The following is a 21,599-nucleotide window of genomic DNA, read 5'->3' as shown; positions in this document are numbered from 1 at the left end:
CAGTGGGATTAGACACGTTGTTCACCTTCTTCAAGCCGGATGCGAGAACACCATGCAGACGGGGCTGCCGCTCTGCACGCTGTGGCCGGTCGGGCGCAGGCGCCCGCTATGTGGGTCAATGCCGAAGGCAACGATGGTGTCGCTGTCTTCGTTCAGCGCGTACAGGAAGCGGCCGCCCGGCGCGATGGTGAAGAAGCGCGGCGTGCGGCCGCTCGTCTTGTCAGCGGCCACGAAATGCAGCAGCCCTGTTGCGGAGTCGATGCGGAATACGGCGATGCTGTCGTCGCCGCGGTTGGATGCGTAGACAAAGCGGCCGGCCGCGTCGACCTCGATCTCGGATGCACGGCTGTTGCCGGTAAAGGTGTCCGGCAGGGATGACAGCACCTGTCGCGGTGTGAACGTCGCGGTGGTGGCGTCGTAGCCGTAAGTGGTGACGGTCGAATCCAGCTCGTTGACGACGTAGGCAAAGCGGCCGTTGGGGTGAAACGCCACGTGGCGCGGGCCGGCGCCTTCGCGCGCTTCCACAAAGCTGGGCGCGGCGGGCGTGAGGCGGCCATCGGCAAAACGGAAGGCGAACGTGCGGTCCAGCCCCTTGTCCGGCACGATGACAAAGCGGCCTGTCGGGTCAAACGGGTTGAAGTGCGGCTTGGCCTGCTTCTGCTCGACGCGGTGTGGGCCGATGGGACCGTCGAGCTTGACCAGTTGAGTGACCTCCCCCAGCGCACCATCACCGCCAATCGGCAGCACCGCCAAGCTCGCGCCAATGTGGTTGGTCACCACCATGAACTGGCCCGACGGGTCGATCGCCAAGTGCACCGGGTTCTTGCCCTGCGTGCTTTGTTTGTTGATGAAGGTGAGCTTGCCGCTAACGCGGTCGACGGCAAAGGCGCTGATGTCGCTCAGGTCGCCATGCACGGTGTAGAGGCGGTCGCCCGAGCGGTTAATCGCCAGGAACGACGGGTTCACCAGGTCTTTAACGATTTGCACGGGCTCAAGCGCCGCCGTGTGCGTGTTGACGCGGAACACGCTGATCCCGTCGCCGCGGGCGTTGCGTTCGCGCGTGGTGCGCGAGCCAACGTAGGCATACATAGTCATGGGCTTCGAAGTTGTTGAGGTGAGGTGCGATGTGGCGTCGGCCGCGGCGTTTCGGGCAGACATGCCGACGGACGCCAGCGCGCCGCCCGACAGCGCGGCCTGCAGCAGGCGCCGTCGCGAAGGGCTAGGCGCAATAAGGGCGGGGTCCGGTTTCATGCTGTCTCCGTGTGTCGTTATGGTGATTCGGGTTTCCACTTGATTGCATTTTTTCGTATACACGTGCAAAAATACAGTCATGGAAAACACCTACACCCCACCCGAAGCGTCGGTAAGTGTTGATGGCGCCACTTATCGCTATGTCGATCTGCCCACGATGTTCGGTAGCGTGCTCACGCGGCTGCCGGTCGTGCTGCGCCTGTTGCTCGAGAACGTCATCCGCAACACGCAAGGTGTAGAGCGCCAGCGCGCGGTGAACGGCGTGCTGCGCTGGCTGGACACCGGCACCAGCGAGGAAGAGATCGCCTTCCAGCCGAACCGCGTGCTAATGCACGACACGACGAGCACGCCCGCGCTGGTGGACATCGCAGCAATGCGCGACGCACTGGCCGAAGCTGGCGCTGACCCAGCCGCGCTCAACCCTGTGCTGCCTGTGGATGTGTCGGTCGACCACTCGCTGGCCGTCGAGGCCTACGCGCAACCCGATGCCGCCACGCGCAACCTGCAGATCGAAATGCGTCGCAATGCCGAGCGCTACCACTTCCTGCGCTGGGCATCGAACACACTGCGCGGCGTGCGCATCCACCCGCCGGGCACGGGGATCATGCACACCATCAACCTGGAGCAGTTGGCCACGGTGGCCACCGTGCAGACCATCGACGGTGCGCAGTGGCTGGTGCCCGATACCCTGATCGGCACCGACAGCCATACCCCGATGATCAACGGCATCGGCGTGCTGGGCTGGGGCGTGGGCGGGCTGGAAGCGCAGACGGTGATGTTTGGCATGCCGGTCATGCAGCGCATTCCGGATGTGATTGGCGTGCGGCTGCGTGGCGCGCTGCCGGCGGGCTCATCGGCCACCGATCTGGCGCTGACGGTGACGAAGGCGCTGCGCGACATCGGCGTGTCGGGCGAGTTTGTGGAGTTCTTCGGGCCGGGCGTGGCGACGCTCACGGCAGGCGAGCGTTCCGTCGTCGCCAACATGGCACCCGAGTACGGTGCGACCACGGGCTTCTTCCCTGTGGACGCAAAAACGCTGGCGTACCTGCGCGCGACTGGCCGATCGGAAGACGCCATTGCACAGATCGAGGCGCTACACCGCCGCTCCGGTCTGTGGTTCGACCCGGACAACACACCGCGCTACACCCGCGTGCTCGAAATCGACCTGAGCACCGTGCATCTGCACGTGGCGGGGCCGCGCCGGCCGCAGGACCTACTGCCTTATACGCAGACGGGGCGCGCGTTGTCCGCCGCCGCCGCGAACGCGCAACCGAGCGCAACGCTGCCCGCGCACCCTGTCGCCATTGCGGCCATCACGAGTTGCACCAACACGTCGGACCCTGCTCAGTTGATTGCGGCAGGACTGGTCGCACGCCGTGCACGTGAACGTGGATTGTGCGTGCCGGCGTGGGTAAAGACGTCGCTCGGGCCGGGTTCGCCTGCGGCGGCCGAGTATCTGCAGCGCGCTGGCTTGATTGAGGATTTGTCGGCGGTCGGCTTCGACATCGTCGGCTTCGGCTGCACGACCTGCATCGGCAATTCCGGCTCACTCACGGCGCCCATCCAGCAGGCCATTGCTCTTGGCGAGACCGCACCAGTTGCGGTGCTGTCGGGCAACCGCAACTTTCCGGGGCGCGTGCACCCGGATCTGAGCCTGGGCTTCATCATGTCGCCGCCGCTGGTGATTGCGTTTGCGCTGGCGGGCGATGCCGCGCTCGACCTGAACGAGCAGCCGTTGCAAACCACCGCAGACGGCACCCCTATCTACCTGCGCGACTTGTGGCCGACGCGTGAGGAAATCGACGCGCTGGTCCAACTTGGCACATCGCCAGCGGACTACCGCCGTGCTTTCGCCGTTGCAACCGGCAACCCGATGTGGGCCTCCATCGATGCCCCCACGACTGCACGCTACCCGTGGGATGCGCAGTCCACCGCGCTGCGCCGCCCGCCGTTCGCGGCGCTGGACGCGGGCAGCCAGCTCGGCGAGTTCGACGCGCACCCGCTGCTCGTACTGGGCGACGACATCACGACCGACCACATCTCGCCGGCCAGCGCGATTCCGAAGGACAGCTTCGTCGCCGATTTCCTTGTGGAGCGCGGGGACGATCGCAACGACTTGAACGTCTTCGCATCGCGCCGCGGCAACTGGGAGGTGATGGTGCGCGCCGCGTTTTACAACAAGACGCTGGTGAACTTGCTGGCACCTGGTGCGCCTGTCGCCCACACCGTGCACGCACCCAGCGGCGATGTCATGCCGATCCACGAAGCCGCGCAGCGCTATCACGATGAAGGTGCTTCAGTTGTGCTCCTGGCGGGTGCGCGCTACGGCACCGGCTCGTCGCGCGACTGGGCGGCCAAGGGGCAGCGGCTGCTCGGTATCCGGGCGGTCATTGCGGTAAGCTTCGAGCGCATTCACCGTTCCAATTTGATTGGCATGGGCATCTTGCCGCTGCGGTTTCCGGTAGGGATGAATCCGCAGGCGCTGGCCATTCAGCCGGGCGATACGGTTCACATCTCTGCGCCGCCCGGGCGGATCGAACCGCGCTGCACTGTCCCGGTCCGCATTCATCGCGCCGATGGCCGTGTGGAAACGTTCGAAGCGACCGCCGCTGTGGAAACGCAGCTCGAAACCGCGCTGCTCCGTCGTGGCGGCGTGATCCCCTCTATCTTGGGGGACACGCTGGCGGGACAACACGCGACCGCCTCGGCGTAATCCGCAGATGCCCGTGCCCCATGCCCCACACGCCATGAAGCACGACCGCCCCATCGCTACGCAAATCGTCGATCTGATCCAGGCCGAGGGCATGGAGGTCGGCTCGCACCTGCCCGCGCAGATGATTGCCGACCGGCTGCGCGTGTCGCGCTCGCCCGTCAACGAGGCGCTGGCGCTGCTACATGAAAAGGGCATCCTCGCGCGTGAGAAGAACCGCGGCTACTTTGTCGCCAAGCCGGTCACGGCGCCGGCTTCGGTGGTCGCCACCGAGCTGGGCCTGGATGAAGACGACGTGGTGACCCGCGCGTATTTCCAGATTGCCGACGACCGCCTCAAGGGTCTGCTGCCCGATGAGTTTGCCGAGCAGGCCATCCGCACGCGCTATGGGCTGACGACCACGCAGCTCAACAGCGTGCTCGGCCGCATCGCGCAGGAGGGGTGGGCCGAGCGCAAGCCGGGTTACGGCTGGCAGTTCTCAACCATGCTGACCACGCCGGACAGCCTGCTGCAGTCGTATCGCCTGCGCCTGGCACTTGAGCCGGCGGCATTGCTGGAGCCGACGTATCGGCTGGACGAACGCGTCATCGAACGGCTGCGTGCCGCAGAGAACCACCTGCTCGACGGCGGCATCGAAACCGACACCGCCGACCAACTCCACGACCGTGGCGTTCGCTTCCATGAATCGCTGGTGGAGGCCTCGGGCAACGCGTTCTTCATCGACACCATCCGTCGCGTCAATCGCGTGCGCCGCCTGTTGTCGTATCGTTCGATGCAGCATCGCGAGCGCTATCCCGAACACGCCAAGCAGCACCTTTACATCCTCGAACTGCTCGAACGCGAGCGCAACGAAGAGGCCTCGAACATGATGCGGGCGCACCTGCGCCACACGCTCGACGCCATTTCCAAGATCTCGAACATCCTCACCCCTTAGCCAACGAACGCACCATGTCCATCGATTCGACGCTGCTTGCTGCACTTGCCCCAACGGGCGTCCTGCGCGCTTCTATCAACACCGGCAACCCGATCCTCGCCGGATTGGACGCCCGAGGACAGGCCATTGGCGTGTCGGTTGATCTGGCGCGCTCGCTGGCGGACAAGCTGGGCGTCGAATTGGAACTGGTCGTGGTCGATGCGGCTGGCAAGTCCGTCGACGTGGTGTCGCAGGAACAAGCCGACATCGGTTTCTTCGCTATCGACCCGCGCCGCGCGGCAAGCATCTCGTTCACCGAACCTTACGTGCTGATCGAGGGCTACTACCTTGTGCGTGACGATTCGCCCGTCCGCACCAATGCCGATGTGGACCGCGCGGGTAATCGCGTCGTCGTGGGCAAAGGCAGCGCATACGACCTGTTCCTCACGCGTGAGCTGCAGCAAGCGGAGATCGTACGCGCACCGACGTCGCCCTCAGTGGTGAAGACCTTCCTGGAGACGCAGTGCGAGGTGGCGGCAGGTGTGAAGCAGCAGCTCGAAGCCGATGCCGCGCACGTGCCCGGGTTGCGCCTGCTGGACGAGCGATTCATGGTGATCCGCCAGGCGATGGGCGTGCCGACAAGCCGTGGCGCTGAAGCCGCGGCGTATGTCGCCGGCTTTGTTGAAGCGATGAAGGAATTGGGCTTCGTTGCGGAGGCCTTGCAGCGGCATGGGGTGACGGGTGTTTCCGTGGCGTCCTCCCGGGGCTAAATGCGAATCGCTCGGCTCTCCATAATCGGACATGACGGCGATGTTGTTATCGTCGGAAAAATCGCGAAGCGCAGTGATTGATTCGCACACCCGACCCAGCTGGTAGCAGAAGTAGTGGTGAGCCCGGTTGTTCATGTCTTCCGCGTGGCGCCGCCATTCTCAATCGGGACCCTTGCGACCATACGCCTCTGATCGGTGCCGCCCATGTGAGTGAAGGCCGGTGTCGGCCGCGAGACGGATCGCGCCGAAAAGCAGTTCTCCAGGATGTCCCATGAGTCATGGCGTACCGGGTACCCGCGAAAGTTCAGAGTTCGTGACCCAAACGCGGATAGTTCAAAGTTAAGCGAACCACGAGTTCAAAGTTGGCCGAGCGACTTCGCCCGGACGGCCCGTAGAACCTAGGGCACCGGTTCACTCAACTCTGAACTCCATCGCGCCGTCGCTCGACCTCTCAGGCCGCGACGGATTGGTGAAAGGCTCGCGACGGTAAACGAGGAATAAAAAAATCATCAACTACATCATCAAATGCAAAATACCCGGCTCCGGGCTACGCAAATTTAATTTAAATCATGGAATACCATGTAAAAATCATGATTAAAATTAACTAACGCAATAAAGTTCACATAATTCTTGAAAACGTAGAAATTGTTTCTTAGTCTCATCGGAGATCATTCTCGCCGTTTTCCCATGAGTCCGTTCTCAATAGCTCTGCGAACGTTGCGCGCGCGGTTCGAACTCGCGCAGGGAGAATTCGCCGCTCGGTTGGGCTATCGCCAGGCATACGTCTCAGCTCTCGAATGCGGCACGAAGCTTCCAAAGGAAGCGGAGTTGGTGCGCAAGATCGTCGATGCCTTGGATCTGGACTCGTCAGACGAGGCAAGCTTGCAGGAAGCCTTCGAAGCATCGAGACACTTCAACCTCCCTCCACCCGGTGCACCAGCAGCCGCGTACAGGCTGTGCGCCCAGTTCTCCGAAATTCTTCCGACGCTCTCGCCAGCCGAATCAAAGGCCTTGTCGGCCATGCTGGATGTCTTCCAACGCGGCAAGCGCCTCCCGGGCTGTACGAGACCCGTGTCGACCGACGCAGAGGAGAAACCAATGTAGAAAATAAAAACGCCACCTAAATCCAGGAGGACTAGGCGGCGTGGAGATATCTCTCGATACCTCGATGGCACGATCAGTATCGAACGCACTATCCCACCTGTCAAGTCCTCTTCAAGCCTTCCCTCTCGGGAAGAGGGAACCCCTTCGCTTGGAGAGTCCTCATGCCTGCCGCTAGAAAGGTTGTCACCCGCTCGCCTCATCGACGAGTGGGCTTGATTGCATGTCCGTGGTTTCAGCCAAACGTCATCGAGTACGAGAGCTTGCTTGAGCGAGACTTCGTGCGTCTTGCGCTTCTAGACCCAGAAAATTCCTCGATTTCCCACCAACCTTTTTCTCTGGATCTTGGAGAACTCGGCAACTACGTGCCGGACTTCCTTTTGATGGGACGCAACCGGCGGCTCGTTGTTGAAGTGAAGCCCGAAGAACATGCCAGGAGCACCAGGAACAAGCCCCGGTTGGCTCGCGCACAAGGGCTGCTGCGAGAACAGGGCTTTCATTTCATGGTCGCCACGGACAAGCTCGTGCATCAAGGCAAACGCCACGTGCGCGCATCGATCCTACTGAGGCACGCCAGAAGTCGAATCGCTGCCGAGCTAACGAGTCGAGTCATCGTGATCGCCTCCACCCTTCCAGAGGGCATCCAAATTCGCAAGCTGGCTGCAGAGGCCCAGACATCAATCGAGACGGTGTTGCATCTGGTTGGCCGCCGGCACTTGCGCATCAATAGTGCGCTCCACTTTGACGACAACCAATTGGTCTACCCGAGCGGAGGCGATGATGTCCGTCTACACGCTTGATACCGACCTCGTCGTACAAAACGGAGATGCGCAATGGCGACTTCATCGAGTACTGGATGCTCAACATGTCCAACTCGAAAACCAAGCCACTGCAGGCATGCGTCAGATGAAGATAAGCAAGCTCGCCAGCGATATCGCTTGCGGCAAGCTGACCGTCGTTAGGGCCAATGAAGGCGGGGCGCGTGAGAGCCATCAGACCAATAGCAACTCGGTCATGTGCACCGCCACTTTGGCGCCAAAGCACAAGGCCCAATTTGAACGGGTGTACGACTATGTCCGACAAATGCGCAAGCGCGGTATCAGCAAAGGGCAACGTACACGAATCTCCGAGGCCATCGCCTCTGTCGCTATAACTCTTGGTGATGAGTACCCGCCCAGCTCCTCAGCGGTCATGCGGTGGATGCGTGACTATGAAACGACCGGGCAAAACCCAACCAGCTTGCTGTCTCGCAACGTAAAGCGGCGCGCGCCAAGACGACTGCAGTCGGAGGTTATGGCCGCAGTGACCAAAGTGTTGAAGCGCTACTACTTCATCCGCAACGGATGCACGTTGCGTGAGGCACATGACAAGGTCCTCCGTGAACTGGAACGGGCGGCGCAGAACAACGCAGCCGCGGAAGCCTGTGACTCCGTGAGCTTATCGACCGTTCGACGAATCGCATATGAGACAACGCCTTTCGATCGGGACAGAGCGCGCTTGGGGCCCGGGCAAGCACGCGCTAAATGGCGATTTTCCAAGCCAGGAGGCTACGCCACTCGTCCGCTTGAGCGAGTCGAGATGGATCACACCATCCTGGATATCGTGGTCCTTGATGACGTACTCGGCATACCGCTAGGCCGGCCCGTCATCACCCTTGCCGTCTGCAGCTTCAGCGGCTACATCCTCGGCTTCTTTATTTCATTTGAAGGCGAGACCATTGGTCGTGTTGTGCAGAGTATCAAGGTAGCCGTGCAACCCAAGGACATCATTACCGCCGGGCAAGGGCTGTCGAACCCTTGGTATGCGATGGGAACGTGGGAAGCGGCCGTACTCGACAATTCTTTGGCGTTTCATGCCGGGCAAGTGCGCCATGTTGCAAGCGAACTTTGCATGGATGTCGAATACTGCCCGGTACGCATGCCGTGGTTCAAGCCATGCGTGGAACGACATCTTGGTGAACTCACCCGACAGCTCCCCGCCGCCGGGCGCCCCAAAAAGCCGGGCTCCGGACCCGATCCGATCGATCCGAACAAAAGTGCGTGCATCACCTTCAGTGATCTGTGTGCCGGCATCCTCAAGTGGGTGGTCGATGTTCATCCGTTTGAGATCAACGATCGGAAACTGGCACGACCGATCGACCTCTTTCTCGAAGGGCTCGATGCCTGTCCTGCACCTACGCTCATCGATGATGCAACCAGCCTTGACGTCATTGCTGGCCTGCACGGTTCGGTCACGATCGATCACAGCGGTCTCGTTCACAAGTGGATTCGATATACCAACGACGACCTTGCGTCGATGCGCAAAGAGGTAGGCGCAAAGTTCAAAACGACGATCAAGTACAACCCGTATGACCTTGGCAGCGTTTTCGTGCAGCATCCCCGCAGCGGTATGTGGATGGCAGTGGAAGCGCGCGACCAAGAATATGCCTCCGGACTAACAGCAACACAGCACAAGCTCATACGAAGCGCAGCAACCGAGAAGCTGACGGAAAAGAACGCCGAACCCGTCCTCAGGCGAACTCGCCTGGAGTTGCAAGACCATTGGTCGCAAGCCATAAGAGGCGGACGAAAACTAAAGCGCGGCTCCCGGGAGCTAGCTCTGTTTCAAGGAGTGAGCTCTCTATCGCGAATCAACGCACCCCAGCGGACCGCAGGCGCGCGAGCAACTGCCCTGGTGGCAGATACCGACGCACTGGAACCCGGCATCGGCGCGATTCCGACCTTCGACGTGTTCATGAGGGACGAGCTATGAGCTACAGCGCGAAAGCGATCCAGGTAGGCAAGAACATCGACCAGATACGGGTGAACCACCTAGCATTCAAGGAGACGTTGGAAGGTATCGGTCGTGTCATTCAGTTGGGGAACAGTCTCCAGCATCCGTTTGGCGCTTGCGTGATTGCACCCGGTGGCGCTGGCAAATCCCTCTTAATCGAATCCGTCCGACGCAACATCTGCAACTGGCCCTTTCTGCGACCCCACAGCGTGCTCGTCGCATCCCTGAAAGAGGCCCCAACGGTTGGCCAAATCCAGCAGGACCTACTGGCCGACTTCAACTATGCCATCTCTCCAAAGGCTGGAACGAGGACCAACGCGGCGCATTTTGGCATGCTGGTTCGGGCAATCGAGCAGCACGACATTCAACTGATCGCTCTCGACGAGTATCAGCATGTCTTCCGCGCTGATAAGAATGGCGTTGCTCACTCCGGTATTAACGACTGGGTCAAACGTCTGATGACCCAAACATGTCGGCCTGTCCTGTTAGTCGGCACAGAGTTGCTAGACAACTTTGAACACGGAGACTCTCAGGTGACGACGCGAGTTTCGTCTATCTTCCGCCTACCCGTTTTTTCAAACGACGAGAACTGGCGGGGAGTGATTGCGACCTACGTCGCTGCTGCCAAAGACGTAGACCTGTCGGAGCTTCCAGCGTACGCCACCCTGATCTTCAAAGCCACTCAGGGCGTCATGCGAACTCTGAAGACGCTCATCATGGAAGTCGCAATGATTGCGGTGGACGCCAATGACAATAAAGTCGAGCGAAAGCACCTCTCCCTTGCGTTTCAACGCCTGGTTGGGCCGGCCTCCAGCCGGGGCAACCCGTTCGCATGATGCTGCGCACGGAAACCACGCCGTTTCCGCGGCAGGACGAAATTGCCCCGGACGAGGATGGCGTTGGATTTGCTTTGCGTATGGCCACGGCCAACGGGCTTTCCTTCCGCGAGTTGGCGGAGCACTTGGCGTCCCCCGGGCACCTCTATCTTCCTGCGCATGCGAGCGACACCGTCGCCTTCATGTTCGGATGCACTCCGTCGCGGCTGAAGAATGCCTTCGTGGTACGGCAATGTCACCGCGGAACGCAAACAGCGGATTTTCTTGGCCACCGCTTTCTGCGGCCCTATCACTTGAGGCAAGGTAGTCCGCAAGTGTGCCCGGCCTGTCTCACCGAAGACCGCATCGCTCGGGCCATATGGTCCGTGTGCCTCGTCACGAGCTGTCCTCTGCACGGCAACCGACTCCTGGATCGGTGTCAATGTGGCCGCCCGACACGCTGGCGCCGGCCCGCGCTCGACACCTGCGAGTGCGGTCGACGCCTGAGAACAGCCGAGCAGAGAGTCACCAGAGCGGATCCACGTGAACTTGCCGTGAGCTGCCAGATTGCCTCTCTGTTGGAGCCGGCACCTAATCAGATCAGCCAGTGTCTGGCGAAGCTCCTTCCCTGTGGCCTCGAGGGCCTTTCCGTCGATACCTTCCTGAGGTTGTTTTGGATCTTTGGCATCGTTGGACCCGGCCAGTCAAAGGATCATCCCAGATGCGCGAGTCGTCGTTTGCCAACGGCTGAAGCCGCAGACGTCGTCTGCCGCGCTTTTGATCGACTCGTCCCAGTCATCGCGAACCGGCCATCAAAGGAACCTCTACGCGTTCCGATGCCTGCGCTACAGGCTCTCTACGACGAATGTACCTCGACCGCGGATGTGCGATTCATCGGATGCCTGATCGCGCGCTTGCAAAAACGCTTCCCCTCTCCGCAGCTACATCGCCTGGCCTGCATTGACCCACAGCTTTCCCTGTTTGGAGTCGCCGATGAACCATAGCTCTAGCATCATGATCGTGCCGGATCCGTTACCCAACGAGTCTGCAGCGTCTTGGATCCAGCGAACTTGTCAGTTGCACGGAGTGACATACAAGGACTTGGCCGCGTCCCTCGGCATGAAGCGATGCTTTGATCCAGACCTTACCGCCACTCGAAAGCACCTGTGTCGGATCGCCGAGGGAACCGGGATACCGTTCAAGGTTATTGAACCTCTCGCCGATTCATTCAAAGCCGCTCGCATTCGCCCTTCCATAAGGCAGTTGCTCAATTTTGATGGAAAGAACCCCGCCTATCGATTCTGTCCGAAGTGTTTTGTCACAGATCGGATTCCGTATCTGCGCACGTCGTGGCGGGTAAAGGAATGGAAGATCTGTCCGGACCATCGCGTCAAGATGCTGGAGCGCTGTCCTGCCTGCAAGGCAAAGATCCGTGCTACCGAGCCGTGCCTTGGCATGTCTGGCGAAACGGTGCTTGGTATCGATCACTGTGCTGCCTGCCGTCACCCACTGGCTACCCCATCAGAAAATTACCCCGAAGTGTGGCTGTCTCCCACCAGATTGCGCATCCAACAGACATTCCTCTCTGCGGCGCAAAGGGGAGTGTTTGGTATGAAGGGGTATCGCAACGGTTTGAGCGTGGAATTCCTGCTATGGCTGAAAGCCAACCCGGAAGTGGTCAGACGGCTCGTGTTTGCGTCGTTCGCGGAGTATCGGAGACATGAACGCGATCACTATGGCGTCGACAGCCTAGTCAGCGCGTACTGCCTGGAACGATCATTCAAGATAGACCTGACGATGCTGCTCAAGCGGCCACGGAAGCGACGCAACCCGGAGTGGGACAGGTGGGTGGAAAAGTGTACTGAGGCCAGTCTCAAAGGACGTCAATGGGCGCCGCCCCCGAAGCCGGTCGAGCGCACAGTGAAATACAGTGCACTGCACCCGCTGAGGACGCCAAAGGTGAAGAACCGCGGAGAACTGGACCAGAAGTCAAAGCCAAAAGCCCAGCAACGCTCCAAGTGACTAACGCCTGCGGAGAAAGTCATGTCAACAGACGCGCAGACCGTCCCCGCGGCCGAGATCGCCTTCATAGCCGGCGTGACTACAAAACAAGTTCACAATTTGGTTCGCATTGGTGCACTGCCAGGAGCGCTAGTCGTGGACACTCGGAATCGGCGCTTCGCGCCACTGGCGGCAGCCTTTGCTGCGTTCTATTTCCAGGCACACCAAGAGCTGACTCCAGTAGCGCGAAAACATGCCATCGCTATGTTGTGCAGGAGGGTACTTGAACACTCCGATTGCCAGATATTCCTGGCTCTAAACGGGCTGTCGCGAAAGACGAAGTTTGACTGGTCGGTGTCCTTTGGCTGCATCACAATAGCGCTGGCGCCATACGTGCTTGCTGCCATCAAGCACGCGCTGCAAGCTCGCCGGGCGGTGCGCCGTATCGTGGAGGACCCAGGAATCCTAGGCGGCACGGCCTGCTTCAAGGGAACACGGCTACCAATTGGAAACGCTCTTGCTGCGGTGGCCGACGGCATTCCTTTCGCAACGCTACATGCTGCCTATCCATTCCTCTCGCCATCATTGCTCGATGACGCCGCAGTCTATGCAAGGATTCACCCTAACGCCGGCAAGATACGACGGCCTCGTCAAGCACTCCATCGGATGACGCTGGTACGTGACAAGGTGGTAGGGACAGCCAAAGACTTGCAATGACCCCAGAGCGCAGTAGCCATCGCTTAAAGTATCCTCCTGCTGAGGGCATAGCCCCCTGTTGATAGAGCAAATGGAGACTCGATTGGTCGAAAGGCAATACACGTCGCGTTCGGTCTGGAATTGGGCGAACCCTCACCAAAATGTGCTGTCGATCGTTGGTAATCGCGATCTGATGCCAATTCTTGCGGTCTTCGGCAAGAGTCCGGCGGGCGGGTCGGTATGGCACCCGTTGGATCCCTTCATCCCGGAAGCGCGGCAATGAGCGCGATCCCATTTACCGACCGGGAACTAAGGAATGCGTGGCGAGAGCTCTCCGCCATCGCTATGCCAATAGCCGCCAATACTCGTAAGAACCCACACCGCCTGCTGTTGTTTTATGCCGTAGAGTGTGGCTTGAAGGCAGTGTGGCTTAAACGCCAGAACCGTAGCCTGTTCGACCAAGAAGACATCGACAAGACGGGGCACAATCTGCGACAGGTGCTCAAAGAGTTGAAGGTAGGGACAGATTTGTCGCTACCTGAAAATTTGCAACTTAAGCCAGTTATGCGCAACGGCACACTAGAGCCTAGGAACGGCGACATCAGCATCCTGCATCAAGCGTGGCGCTACGGCGGAGACTGCTCTGCCCCGACAAACAACGATTGCGAACACCAGTTGGAACAGGTACTGAAGTGGATTCAGGGAGAACTCAAATGAGCCGACAAGCAGATGCGGTCGAGCGTCTTCTGACTTGGCTGGACGTTGAGCGCCTGATTAAGCAGCACACTGCGCTATGGACTCAATTGCCCGAGGGAGTACTGAGTGTCGATTGCTTTGCCGACGGCATGGAGGTGCATTATTTTTCCGATGCCAAGAAGATCGACGACTGGTTGAGCAACATATTTGGCTCCGCATATCAACGGGAGCATAGATCCATTGGCTTGCGCATCGGCGAGAGCAGCTACCCAGTGGTGTTGATGCTAGACACTGAAGCTGCTTCAGTATCCGTAGGGCAGAACTACCCCCTATGGCGCGATGTCACCTACCTACCTACCGATGAGGCTGTCACAGAACCTTCTGGCGTGCACCCCCTGGTTCGCCGCTTAGCAAGCACACCGACAGCATGGGGAACAGGCCCAGACTTGGTCTCGTTCCATTCCTTCAAAGGTGGCGTTGGGCGAACGACTGCGCTCATGACCTACGTTGCTGCTTGCATGCAGGATCCTGGTTCCGGCCCCAAGAAGATCCTCGTGGTGGATGCAGATCTTGAGGCCCCTGGCGTTAGCTTCTGGCTGGATGATGTCAATCGACCCACGGTATCGTTCGTTAAGCTTCTGGAGGCACTGCACTACCCGCCTGCTGGACTTCAAACCACATTGGACTTCTTCGCGCAAGAGTTGCGCAAGACATCGCTCAGCGTGGGAGGGCTGCAGCGCGAATTGTTTGTGTTGCCGGCGGCTTCGGACCTGACCGAGATTCAGGACATGCCGGTGACGCCCGAACACCTAGCTCGCAACCCGACCAATCCCTGGCAATTGTCGGATCACTTGCATGCCCTGGGCCAGCGTCTTGGTGTAGACGCGGTGTTCATCGATCTGCGGGCAGGCTTAAGCGAACTGGCAAGTCCCATCCTCTTCGATCCGAGAGTGGATCACTTCTTTGTCAGTACGGTGGCGCCACAGTCGGTGCAGGGGATGGCTGAGGTGCTGCGCCGACTCTATGCCGTCAATCGACAGTTACCGTCAGAGCGACAGGGGGAGGCGCGCCCCACCGTAGTGCTGAGCCTGCTGACCAAGGAGTTGCGAGATGCGGCCCACTATGAACAGGCCTTGAAGGCATTGGGCGAAGCCTATCCATCGGATGACGCGCTGAACCCAGGAGTGCAATGGCTGGAAGCCGAGTTCCTGAGTACCCTGATGTCTATCGGGTCGGTGCGCGAGGCGTTGGACGCCTTACCTCAGTCCAGTCGCTTGTTTTCCAGTGCGAGCGAATGGGCTAAGGCCCTCTACTCCACAAGCACATTGGCAGTGCCGGCTGCACCTATTGACGACGTAGGCGCGGGAGCTTCCTCAAGGCAGGATCAAGCAAAGAAACTGCATGACGTTTGCAAGGCGGCAGAGTTTGCGGATAGCAGCACCACGAGCGCCATTCTCGCTACGGAACCACTGCTCAATCTTGGCAAACATTACGCCAATGAGTTGCCCAACCTATTGATGATCGGTGCCAAAGGTGCTGGCAAGACGTTCACCTTCCGTCAATTGGTGGGGGTGGGGTCATGGCAGCGCTTCTTGGACAAGTTGGGATTCAAGCCGTCAAGCACGACCGACGCGGCGATCTTTCCGGTGCTTTGGTCCGACAACATCGAGGACAAGCCAAATGGGGAGATCAAGTTGGCACAAGGGCGCACACTTGACCTGACTCAAAGCGACAAACAGCTGTTGCTTAGTGCCAGTGCGGTGCGGCGGCTGATTGAGGAATCGCTCAAGTCCCCTCCTGACCACTGGGAGGACTTTTGGGACAGCGTCATCGCCCGGCAGCTCGGCATCACGGAAGGCGGCCTGCGCGCAGTGAATCAATTTCTGACGACACGCTCCACTCGCGTCGTGTTCGTCTTCGACGGCATCGAGGATGCGTTCAAAGACGCGAATGAAGGACACGCCCCTGAGGCAATTCACGCGTTGCTTCGTTTGCCTAATCGCATCAGCGAGCTCGACAATCGGCACGTAGGTGCCATAGTGTTTGCGCGAGCCGATTACGTGCAAGCAACAATCCGCCAAAACCTAGGCCAGTGGTTGCAGCGCTTCCAGCCATTTCGTTTGCAATGGAATCCCGAGAGCTTCTTGCGTCTAGCCTTCATGCTGAGCTGCCAGGCAAGCATTCATCCGAATGAACCCAAGTCAGCAGAATCCCTGCGTGTCGAGGAACTGAAGATGGAGCTGGAGCGCGTTTGGGGGAAAAAGCTCGGCGGCGAAAAATCCAAAGAGGCGCACTCTGCGCGATGGGTGTACGCGGCGTTGTGCGATTTGAAGGGCAATGTGCAGGCGCGTGACTTGGTTCGCTTCCTGAAGTTCGCTGCGGAGTTGGAGTCAACGCGAACTGGACAAACGTGGCCGGATCGTATCCTTGCGCCAGAGTCAATGCGCAAGGCTATCCCCTTCTGCAGTGTCGAGAAGGTGAACGAAGCTAAATCAGAGATCGCGCCTCTTAAACGATGGACGGAACTGATGGAGCAGCAGCACATTCGCAACCTTAAAGTGCCGTTTAGCATGGAGCAGGCGCAGCTCAATGCGAGCCTTCTTGGTGCCTTGCAGGAGATCGGCGTAATCTATGAAGACGGCGACGGAAACTTCGGTGAGGAGCGGCTGTTCCTACCGGAAATTTATCGGTACGGGCTGGGTTTCGACACCTCGGCAGCCGGGCGCCCACGCACGCAAGCCTTGCTGAAGAAGAATATTGGCTCCATCCCGCTCTGAAGCGGAAACACCACGATGAAACCACAGCGACTCCATTCTCTGCGCTTTTATCAGAGAGCGTGTCGCCGGTGTAGTGAGCGTGGGAACGACAAGTTCGTCGATCGTTTTGTGGAAGCGACAGCTCCCAAAAGCACGGTGCGGCGCAGTAGTAAGCCACCGGCGAGCGCTTAAGCCGAGAACACTTGCCGCACTCGCTCGCACATATTCTTGGCATGCGGGTACACGAACAGTGGTAAGAAATCCAGCTTAGGCGTGTTTGATGGTTTGAGTTCGAATCTTGCGGGACGGCGGGGGCACAGTGCAGAACGACATCGATGTCGACGACATTGAGATCAAACACATCTGCTTTGACTGCGTGGGTGAAGAGTATCTTGCAGCAGAGATCAGGGCGACAGGTCACATCGCGCAGTGTTCGTATTGCGAGCAGATATTACAGTCGCACACCATCGGCGAGCTCGCGAATCGCATCGAGATCGCGTTCGAACAGCATTATGTCCGGACTTCAGATCAGCCAAATGCTTGGCAGCAGTCGTTACTTGGCGATCGAGAGTCCGACTACGACTGGGAAAGGGATGGCACTCCTGTCATCGAGGCAATCGAAGATGCTGCCCAGATACCCCATGCAGCTGCCAAAGATGTCCAAACCGTGCTGGATACGCAACACGAGGACATCGAGCGGGCGGCAATGGGGGAGGAAACAGAGTTTTCGGCTGAATCCTACTATGAGGAGCGAGGTGCGAGCACGCTTGGTTGGCACTTGCAGTGGAACACCTTTGAGCAATCGCTGCAGACTGAAGCGAGGTTCTTCAGTCGATCAGCTGCGCAACATTTAGCATCAATCTTTGGTGGGATCGACAAATTCAAAACAAGGCGAGGGCGCTCATTGGTAGCACATGCGGGACCGCAGTCAAGACTTAGCAAGCTATATCGCGCCCGCGTTTTTCAGGCCGACGATAAGTTGGAAGAAGCCTTGTGTCGTCCGGATCTTCACATTGGATCACCGCCCGCTAGACTCGCGAATGCTGGACGCATGAATGCTCGTGGCATATCTGTCTTCTATGGCGCAACCCAGCCCAAGGTCGCAATCGCAGAGGTCAGACCCCCTGTCGGAAGCAAGGTTGTGGTCGCAAAATTCAATATCGTTCGGCCCCTATGCCTGCTGGATCTCACCATCATTGAAGATGTTCACGTCACCGGGAGCATCTTCGATCCAACCTTTCTAGAGCGCCTTGAACGAGTCGCATTCCTGCAAACTCTCGGGCAACGCATGACAAAACCCGTCATGCCGGACGATGAGGCATTCGAGTATTTAGCAACACAGGCAATCGCTGATTTCCTGGCCACAGAGAATGAGCCGTTGCTGGACGGGATCATCTTCAGATCGGTTCAGTCAAAAGGGGGGCGCAATGTCGTCCTCTTTCAAAAGGCAGCGCGGGTGGACACACTGCCGGTGCTCAAAGGCACAAAGTTTGACGCATATTGCGGCCACGACACAGAGGACGGCTGGGAGAGCGATTATTCAGTGATGGAACACGTCCCCCCCCAGTTGGAACCTGAGGCCAATGCGGCTATCGATTACTGGCTAGCCCCGTTTTTGATGACCCCGTCAAGCGGCGAAGTAGATCCACGCGATATCACGCTGCAAGCCGATCGGGAATCCATGGATGTACATCACGTGAATTGGGTCGAATACAGAACAAGCCCACACCCGGTCAATCACTACGTGCTTGAGGGCGAACGCTAGGCTGCTACGGCACGCTAGGATTTCAGAACCCCTATTCTTATGCGCAGAAGGAGCATCTATGCCCGAGGGCGTATGGCGAATGTGCTATCGCTGCGCTGCGCTGAACGAAGCCAGCAGATGCCGCACGAGAATCTGGTCGGGGTCTATAGGACCTGCAGCGCGCCGGTCCGAACTGTGGCGAACCTGATGGATGGCGAGCCTTGGCAGTGCCGGTCCTGCTCCTGCATCGCGGTTCTGACGACTGTGTTGTTATTCGTCACCCTTGTCGAGTTTCCTGAAATGCGCAACCGCCACCGCGCCCGCCGAGCAATCGAGCAAAGCGCTGGTACGAACCAGCCCGAACCACCACCGGAGCTGCCGGCAGATTAGCCCAGTGATTCTGACTCGCAAAGCTTGGCATGCTGATTTCGGTCGACGGCAAAAGGGCAACCGCCTCACGCTGTCAAACGGCCGCATGGTCACCGTGGGTCCATCCCACACAGGTTAGGCATTGACTACCAATATGCACTCCGTCTCGATCACCTCCAGCACCCCACCGTCGAGGGCCCTCCCTGCGCACACCGTCTATCTGAGGCACGGCGAGCCAATGCCATTGCGTGTGGCCGTTGAAATGATCTCGGCCAGCGAGGATCGGCAATTTGTCGCGCTATGCATATCCCACTATTCAGGCTATGTCAGAGAGGCTGCGATTACACGAGCGATTGATCTTGGCGGCAGCTCCTGCCTCGAACTGATCATTGAGCGTGTGAACGACTGGGTTCTGGAGGTTCGCAAAATCGCGCGACAAGGGCTGCTTGCACTTCTTTTCACAGTCCCATCGGAGCATTTTGTTTCGCTCCTTCCAAAAATTCGCAGCCTCGCAGCGGCTACGCGTACGGACCATCGTTCCTGGTTACTCGAGTTTGAACAGCAACTCGTCCAGGTCGGCGGCGCCACTGCGATCATCGCCGCAATGGCGGGCGCTGATTTCCGACTCAGGCGTGCTGCATATTTTGTCGCACTAGACCACGAGCTCCTCCCAATCACTGAACTGGCAACCATTGGCCTCAAATCTGGCGACATCATGGTCGCAAGAAGGGCAGTTACCTTGCTTGGCCGCATACCACGCCAGGAGCGTCCCTTGTGCACTGCACTGGCAGCCACCTCTCCTTTTGGCCCCGTTCGCCATGCGGCATTCATGCATGTGGCAGAAAATCAGTCGGACGCTGATATTGAGCCGCTTCTTTGGCCCGCGATCTTTGATGTCCAAGCGAGTTTGCGTTCGGCGGCGGCGAGATTGCTACACGACAGGGGCCTAGATGTCATCTCGCACTGCGTCGCGATGCTGGAATCTGGCCAGTTGTCCGGCACGCAAATTCGAGCGGCGCTATCCCTCCTAGTAGAGAGGCGCGCGCCTGACGTTGGCGCGCGTCTAGCACAGTTCGCCAAAGACAGACGCTCAGATATCCGTGCGCATGCCATGGCTTTGCAGGTCAAAATTTCGCCTTCTCTGAAGGACGAGATCGCACTGCGCGCTCTGTTCGATCCAATACGGAGGGTTCGAAAATTGGGCGCCCGCTTATGCGCGCTAGGAGCGTTCGTGCCTTTTGAGCAAGTTAAGACGCTGCTCGTTGAGCGCGGCGATTGCCACGCCGCAATGGCAGTTTGCGCGCGGAACGAGTGGGATAGCCTTGCTTGCATCGCGCTCATTGCGGCGCTGGGGCTGTCGTCGGGACATGACGATCAAACGCTCAGCCACGCATTGAAGAAATGGATTGGCAACCCCCGATCGTCGTGGACAAAGCCCAGTCTTTCGCACCGGGAGATCCTATCTGAGCCGACGACCGCATCACGGCTGTTCAATCTAGCTCAAGATCGCAGCACGCTATTGCAGGCGCGGCTGCGCGAAAACGGTATTCCAGCAGACGCGATTTGAGAAAGCGGCTGAAGGTCACTGACCAAACTCGTGCAGCGGTTGATCTATACGCCCAGGTTAACGGGCCCCTGATGAAGCAAGTAGCAACGAGGGCGGATTAATGCAAAAGGAAATTCAAGTTCGTGTAAGTCATAAATACGGCTCCGCTGGGCTATTGCCGGGCCTTCCCTACACCGCCACATGGCAATGCAATGTCCTAACGACGTTGTTATGGGTGGGAGTATTGACGTCGCCCCCTCGGTATACAGGAATCGATCTGTCTACCTTCTGGGCATGGCTTAGGTATGCCAGTGCCATTTCGGAGCGCTATTCCGGCTTGCGTCTCAAACCTGTCTGGTCGGAAATTGATACGCATCAAATGTCCGTGATGTCCGATGATTTTGGCATGGGTTTCGCTTGCCACTACTTGGCCGAACAACACGGCATACAAGCGTTCGCGAATACTAGCTATCTGCTAGATTCACTCGTCGGAGTTTCCTCACTGCGACCGAGTAAGCGAGGACCTGCCAAAAGCCCAGATTTCATCGGCATCGATGCCAAAGGCCGATTGCATGTGCTCGAATGTAAAGGTACGCAAGCTTCAACTGACTATTTGATTACGGCCCTCGAGACGGGTATCGACCAGAAGAACAATTTTTCCAACGGAACGATATTCACATCGAGCATGGTGGGAGGGATCTATGTCCCTCAGCATGCAAGCAAAGAAGACGCCTTGTTAATGTATATAGATCCTAAACCAGACTCGAGAATTCAAAAGCTGGAAACTCTATCTCCCGACGTGATTGAGGCCGGTATCTACCGGATATCCTTCGCCAAAGAACTGATGGCTGCAGGACTGTGGCAAACAGCATCTTCCATTGACGGAGGCAAACAACCTGGCGACCACCGGGAATCCGACGGCAGTGTTATTGCTGACGAATTGCCGCGCGCTGGATTTTCTGCGCCCGATCAGACGTGGCAACGCGCTATCCAGTATCGGTCCATCGAGGTGGACCCTATTGAGCCAACATTCAATGGGGGAGAGGAGGTGTACCAGCGACTGACTTCTTTGAGGCTAGAAGTACCCTTCGACACGGTTGCTTTTACTCGCGAGGTGCTCGATATGGACCGAGGCGGAGCGCGCAACCAAGCCGATCAACTTATCGTTAAACGAGCCAAGAGTCGGCGAGAAAAGCGACGTGTTCGCGTCAGGTCACAGGACTCAGAGAACGCATCAGTTCGAACGCGGACGCATACTGTCCAATCACCATGGAACGAAGAGACGTTGGGATCAACGTCTGCTTCACTGACAGGCCCGAGTGGCATTCGCTTTACCCTTTCTCGACAGGAAGGAAACTAAGGTGTGCTGTCGGGGTGTGTCTTGGGATTTGACCGTCCTGGACCTGACCGTTCTCGCCAGCCTGCGACATCACGGGTGCCATGACGGCGAGCACGAAGG

The 21,599-nt window shown here is 58.7% G+C and carries 16 protein-coding genes; 15 read left to right on the top strand and 1 reads right to left on the bottom strand.

What is annotated here, in order from left to right; translation table 11 throughout:
- Positions 1 to 30 precede the first annotated feature (30 nt).
- On the bottom strand, positions 31 to 1,089 hold the full coding sequence (locus ACU8YE_RS00170; RefSeq protein ID WP_446928068.1) for a lactonase family protein: 1,059 nt from the start codon (positions 1,087 to 1,089) through the stop codon (positions 31 to 33).
- Between the two features lie 241 nt (positions 1,090 to 1,330).
- Between ACU8YE_RS00170 and acnA the strand changes: the two genes are divergently transcribed.
- From acnA to ACU8YE_RS00095, 15 genes are all read left to right on the top strand, one after another.
- On the top strand, positions 1,331 to 3,964 hold the full coding sequence (gene acnA / locus ACU8YE_RS00165) for an aconitate hydratase AcnA (RefSeq protein ID WP_446927856.1): 2,634 nt from the start codon (positions 1,331 to 1,333) through the stop codon (positions 3,962 to 3,964).
- Positions 3,965 to 3,998: 34 nt separating this feature from the next.
- Entirely contained in the window at positions 3,999 to 4,895 is an 897-nt protein-coding gene (locus ACU8YE_RS00160) for a GntR family transcriptional regulator (protein WP_440818572.1), read from the top strand.
- Between the two features lie 14 nt (positions 4,896 to 4,909).
- Positions 4,910 to 5,644, top strand: coding sequence for an ABC transporter substrate-binding protein (locus tag ACU8YE_RS00155; RefSeq protein ID WP_446927855.1), 735 nt, complete (start codon positions 4,910 to 4,912; stop codon positions 5,642 to 5,644).
- Between the two features lie 687 nt (positions 5,645 to 6,331).
- Complete coding sequence (locus ACU8YE_RS00150; RefSeq protein ID WP_446927854.1) at positions 6,332 to 6,748, top strand: helix-turn-helix domain-containing protein; 417 nt, start codon at positions 6,332 to 6,334, stop codon at positions 6,746 to 6,748.
- Positions 6,749 to 6,909: 161 nt separating this feature from the next.
- Positions 6,910 to 7,545 carry a Tn7 transposase TnsA N-terminal domain-containing protein gene (locus tag ACU8YE_RS00145; protein ID WP_446927853.1) on the top strand — a complete coding sequence of 212 codons (636 nt, stop codon included), beginning with the start codon at positions 6,910 to 6,912 and terminating at the stop codon, positions 7,543 to 7,545.
- Positions 7,523 to 9,496: a Mu transposase C-terminal domain-containing protein gene (locus tag ACU8YE_RS00140; protein ID WP_446927852.1), complete on the top strand. Its 1,974-nt coding sequence runs from the start codon at positions 7,523 to 7,525 to the stop codon at positions 9,494 to 9,496. Before ACU8YE_RS00145 ends, ACU8YE_RS00140 begins: the two co-directional genes overlap by 23 nt.
- Positions 9,493 to 10,353 (top strand): TniB family NTP-binding protein, encoded by an 861-nt coding sequence (locus tag ACU8YE_RS00135; protein WP_446927851.1) that lies wholly within the window; start codon positions 9,493 to 9,495, stop codon positions 10,351 to 10,353. Before ACU8YE_RS00140 ends, ACU8YE_RS00135 begins: the two co-directional genes overlap by 4 nt.
- Complete coding sequence (locus tag ACU8YE_RS00130) at positions 10,350 to 11,336, top strand: TniQ family protein (protein ID WP_446927850.1); 987 nt, start codon at positions 10,350 to 10,352, stop codon at positions 11,334 to 11,336. Before ACU8YE_RS00135 ends, ACU8YE_RS00130 begins: the two co-directional genes overlap by 4 nt.
- Positions 11,326 to 12,354: a TniQ family protein gene (locus ACU8YE_RS00125; protein WP_446927849.1), complete on the top strand. Its 1,029-nt coding sequence runs from the start codon at positions 11,326 to 11,328 to the stop codon at positions 12,352 to 12,354. The genes ACU8YE_RS00130 and ACU8YE_RS00125 overlap by 11 nt, the downstream gene beginning before the upstream one ends.
- Positions 12,355 to 12,375: 21 nt before the next feature.
- Entirely contained in the window at positions 12,376 to 13,050 is a 675-nt protein-coding gene (locus ACU8YE_RS00120; protein ID WP_446927848.1) for a DUF433 domain-containing protein, read from the top strand.
- 258 nt (positions 13,051 to 13,308) lie between these two features.
- Positions 13,309 to 13,746 carry a hypothetical protein gene (locus tag ACU8YE_RS00115; RefSeq protein ID WP_446927847.1) on the top strand — a complete coding sequence of 146 codons (438 nt, stop codon included), beginning with the start codon at positions 13,309 to 13,311 and terminating at the stop codon, positions 13,744 to 13,746.
- Positions 13,743 to 16,502, top strand: a complete 2,760-nt coding sequence (locus ACU8YE_RS00110) for a KGGVGR-motif variant AAA ATPase (RefSeq protein WP_446927846.1) — start codon at positions 13,743 to 13,745, stop codon at positions 16,500 to 16,502. The genes ACU8YE_RS00115 and ACU8YE_RS00110 overlap by 4 nt, the downstream gene beginning before the upstream one ends.
- Before the next feature lie 298 nt (positions 16,503 to 16,800).
- Complete coding sequence (locus ACU8YE_RS00105; RefSeq protein ID WP_446927845.1) at positions 16,801 to 18,246, top strand: RES family NAD+ phosphorylase; 1,446 nt, start codon at positions 16,801 to 16,803, stop codon at positions 18,244 to 18,246.
- Positions 18,247 to 18,832: 586 nt separating this feature from the next.
- Complete coding sequence (locus tag ACU8YE_RS00100; protein ID WP_446927844.1) at positions 18,833 to 20,161, top strand: hypothetical protein; 1,329 nt, start codon at positions 18,833 to 18,835, stop codon at positions 20,159 to 20,161.
- Positions 20,162 to 20,261: 100 nt separating this feature from the next.
- Positions 20,262 to 21,500, top strand: coding sequence for a hypothetical protein (locus ACU8YE_RS00095; protein WP_446927843.1), 1,239 nt, complete (start codon positions 20,262 to 20,264; stop codon positions 21,498 to 21,500).
- The last annotated feature ends 99 nt before the right edge of the window (positions 21,501 to 21,599 follow it).

This window comes from Ralstonia sp. VS2407 (genome assembly GCF_052950655.1).
This window is presented reverse-complemented; position numbering and strand designations above follow the sequence as displayed.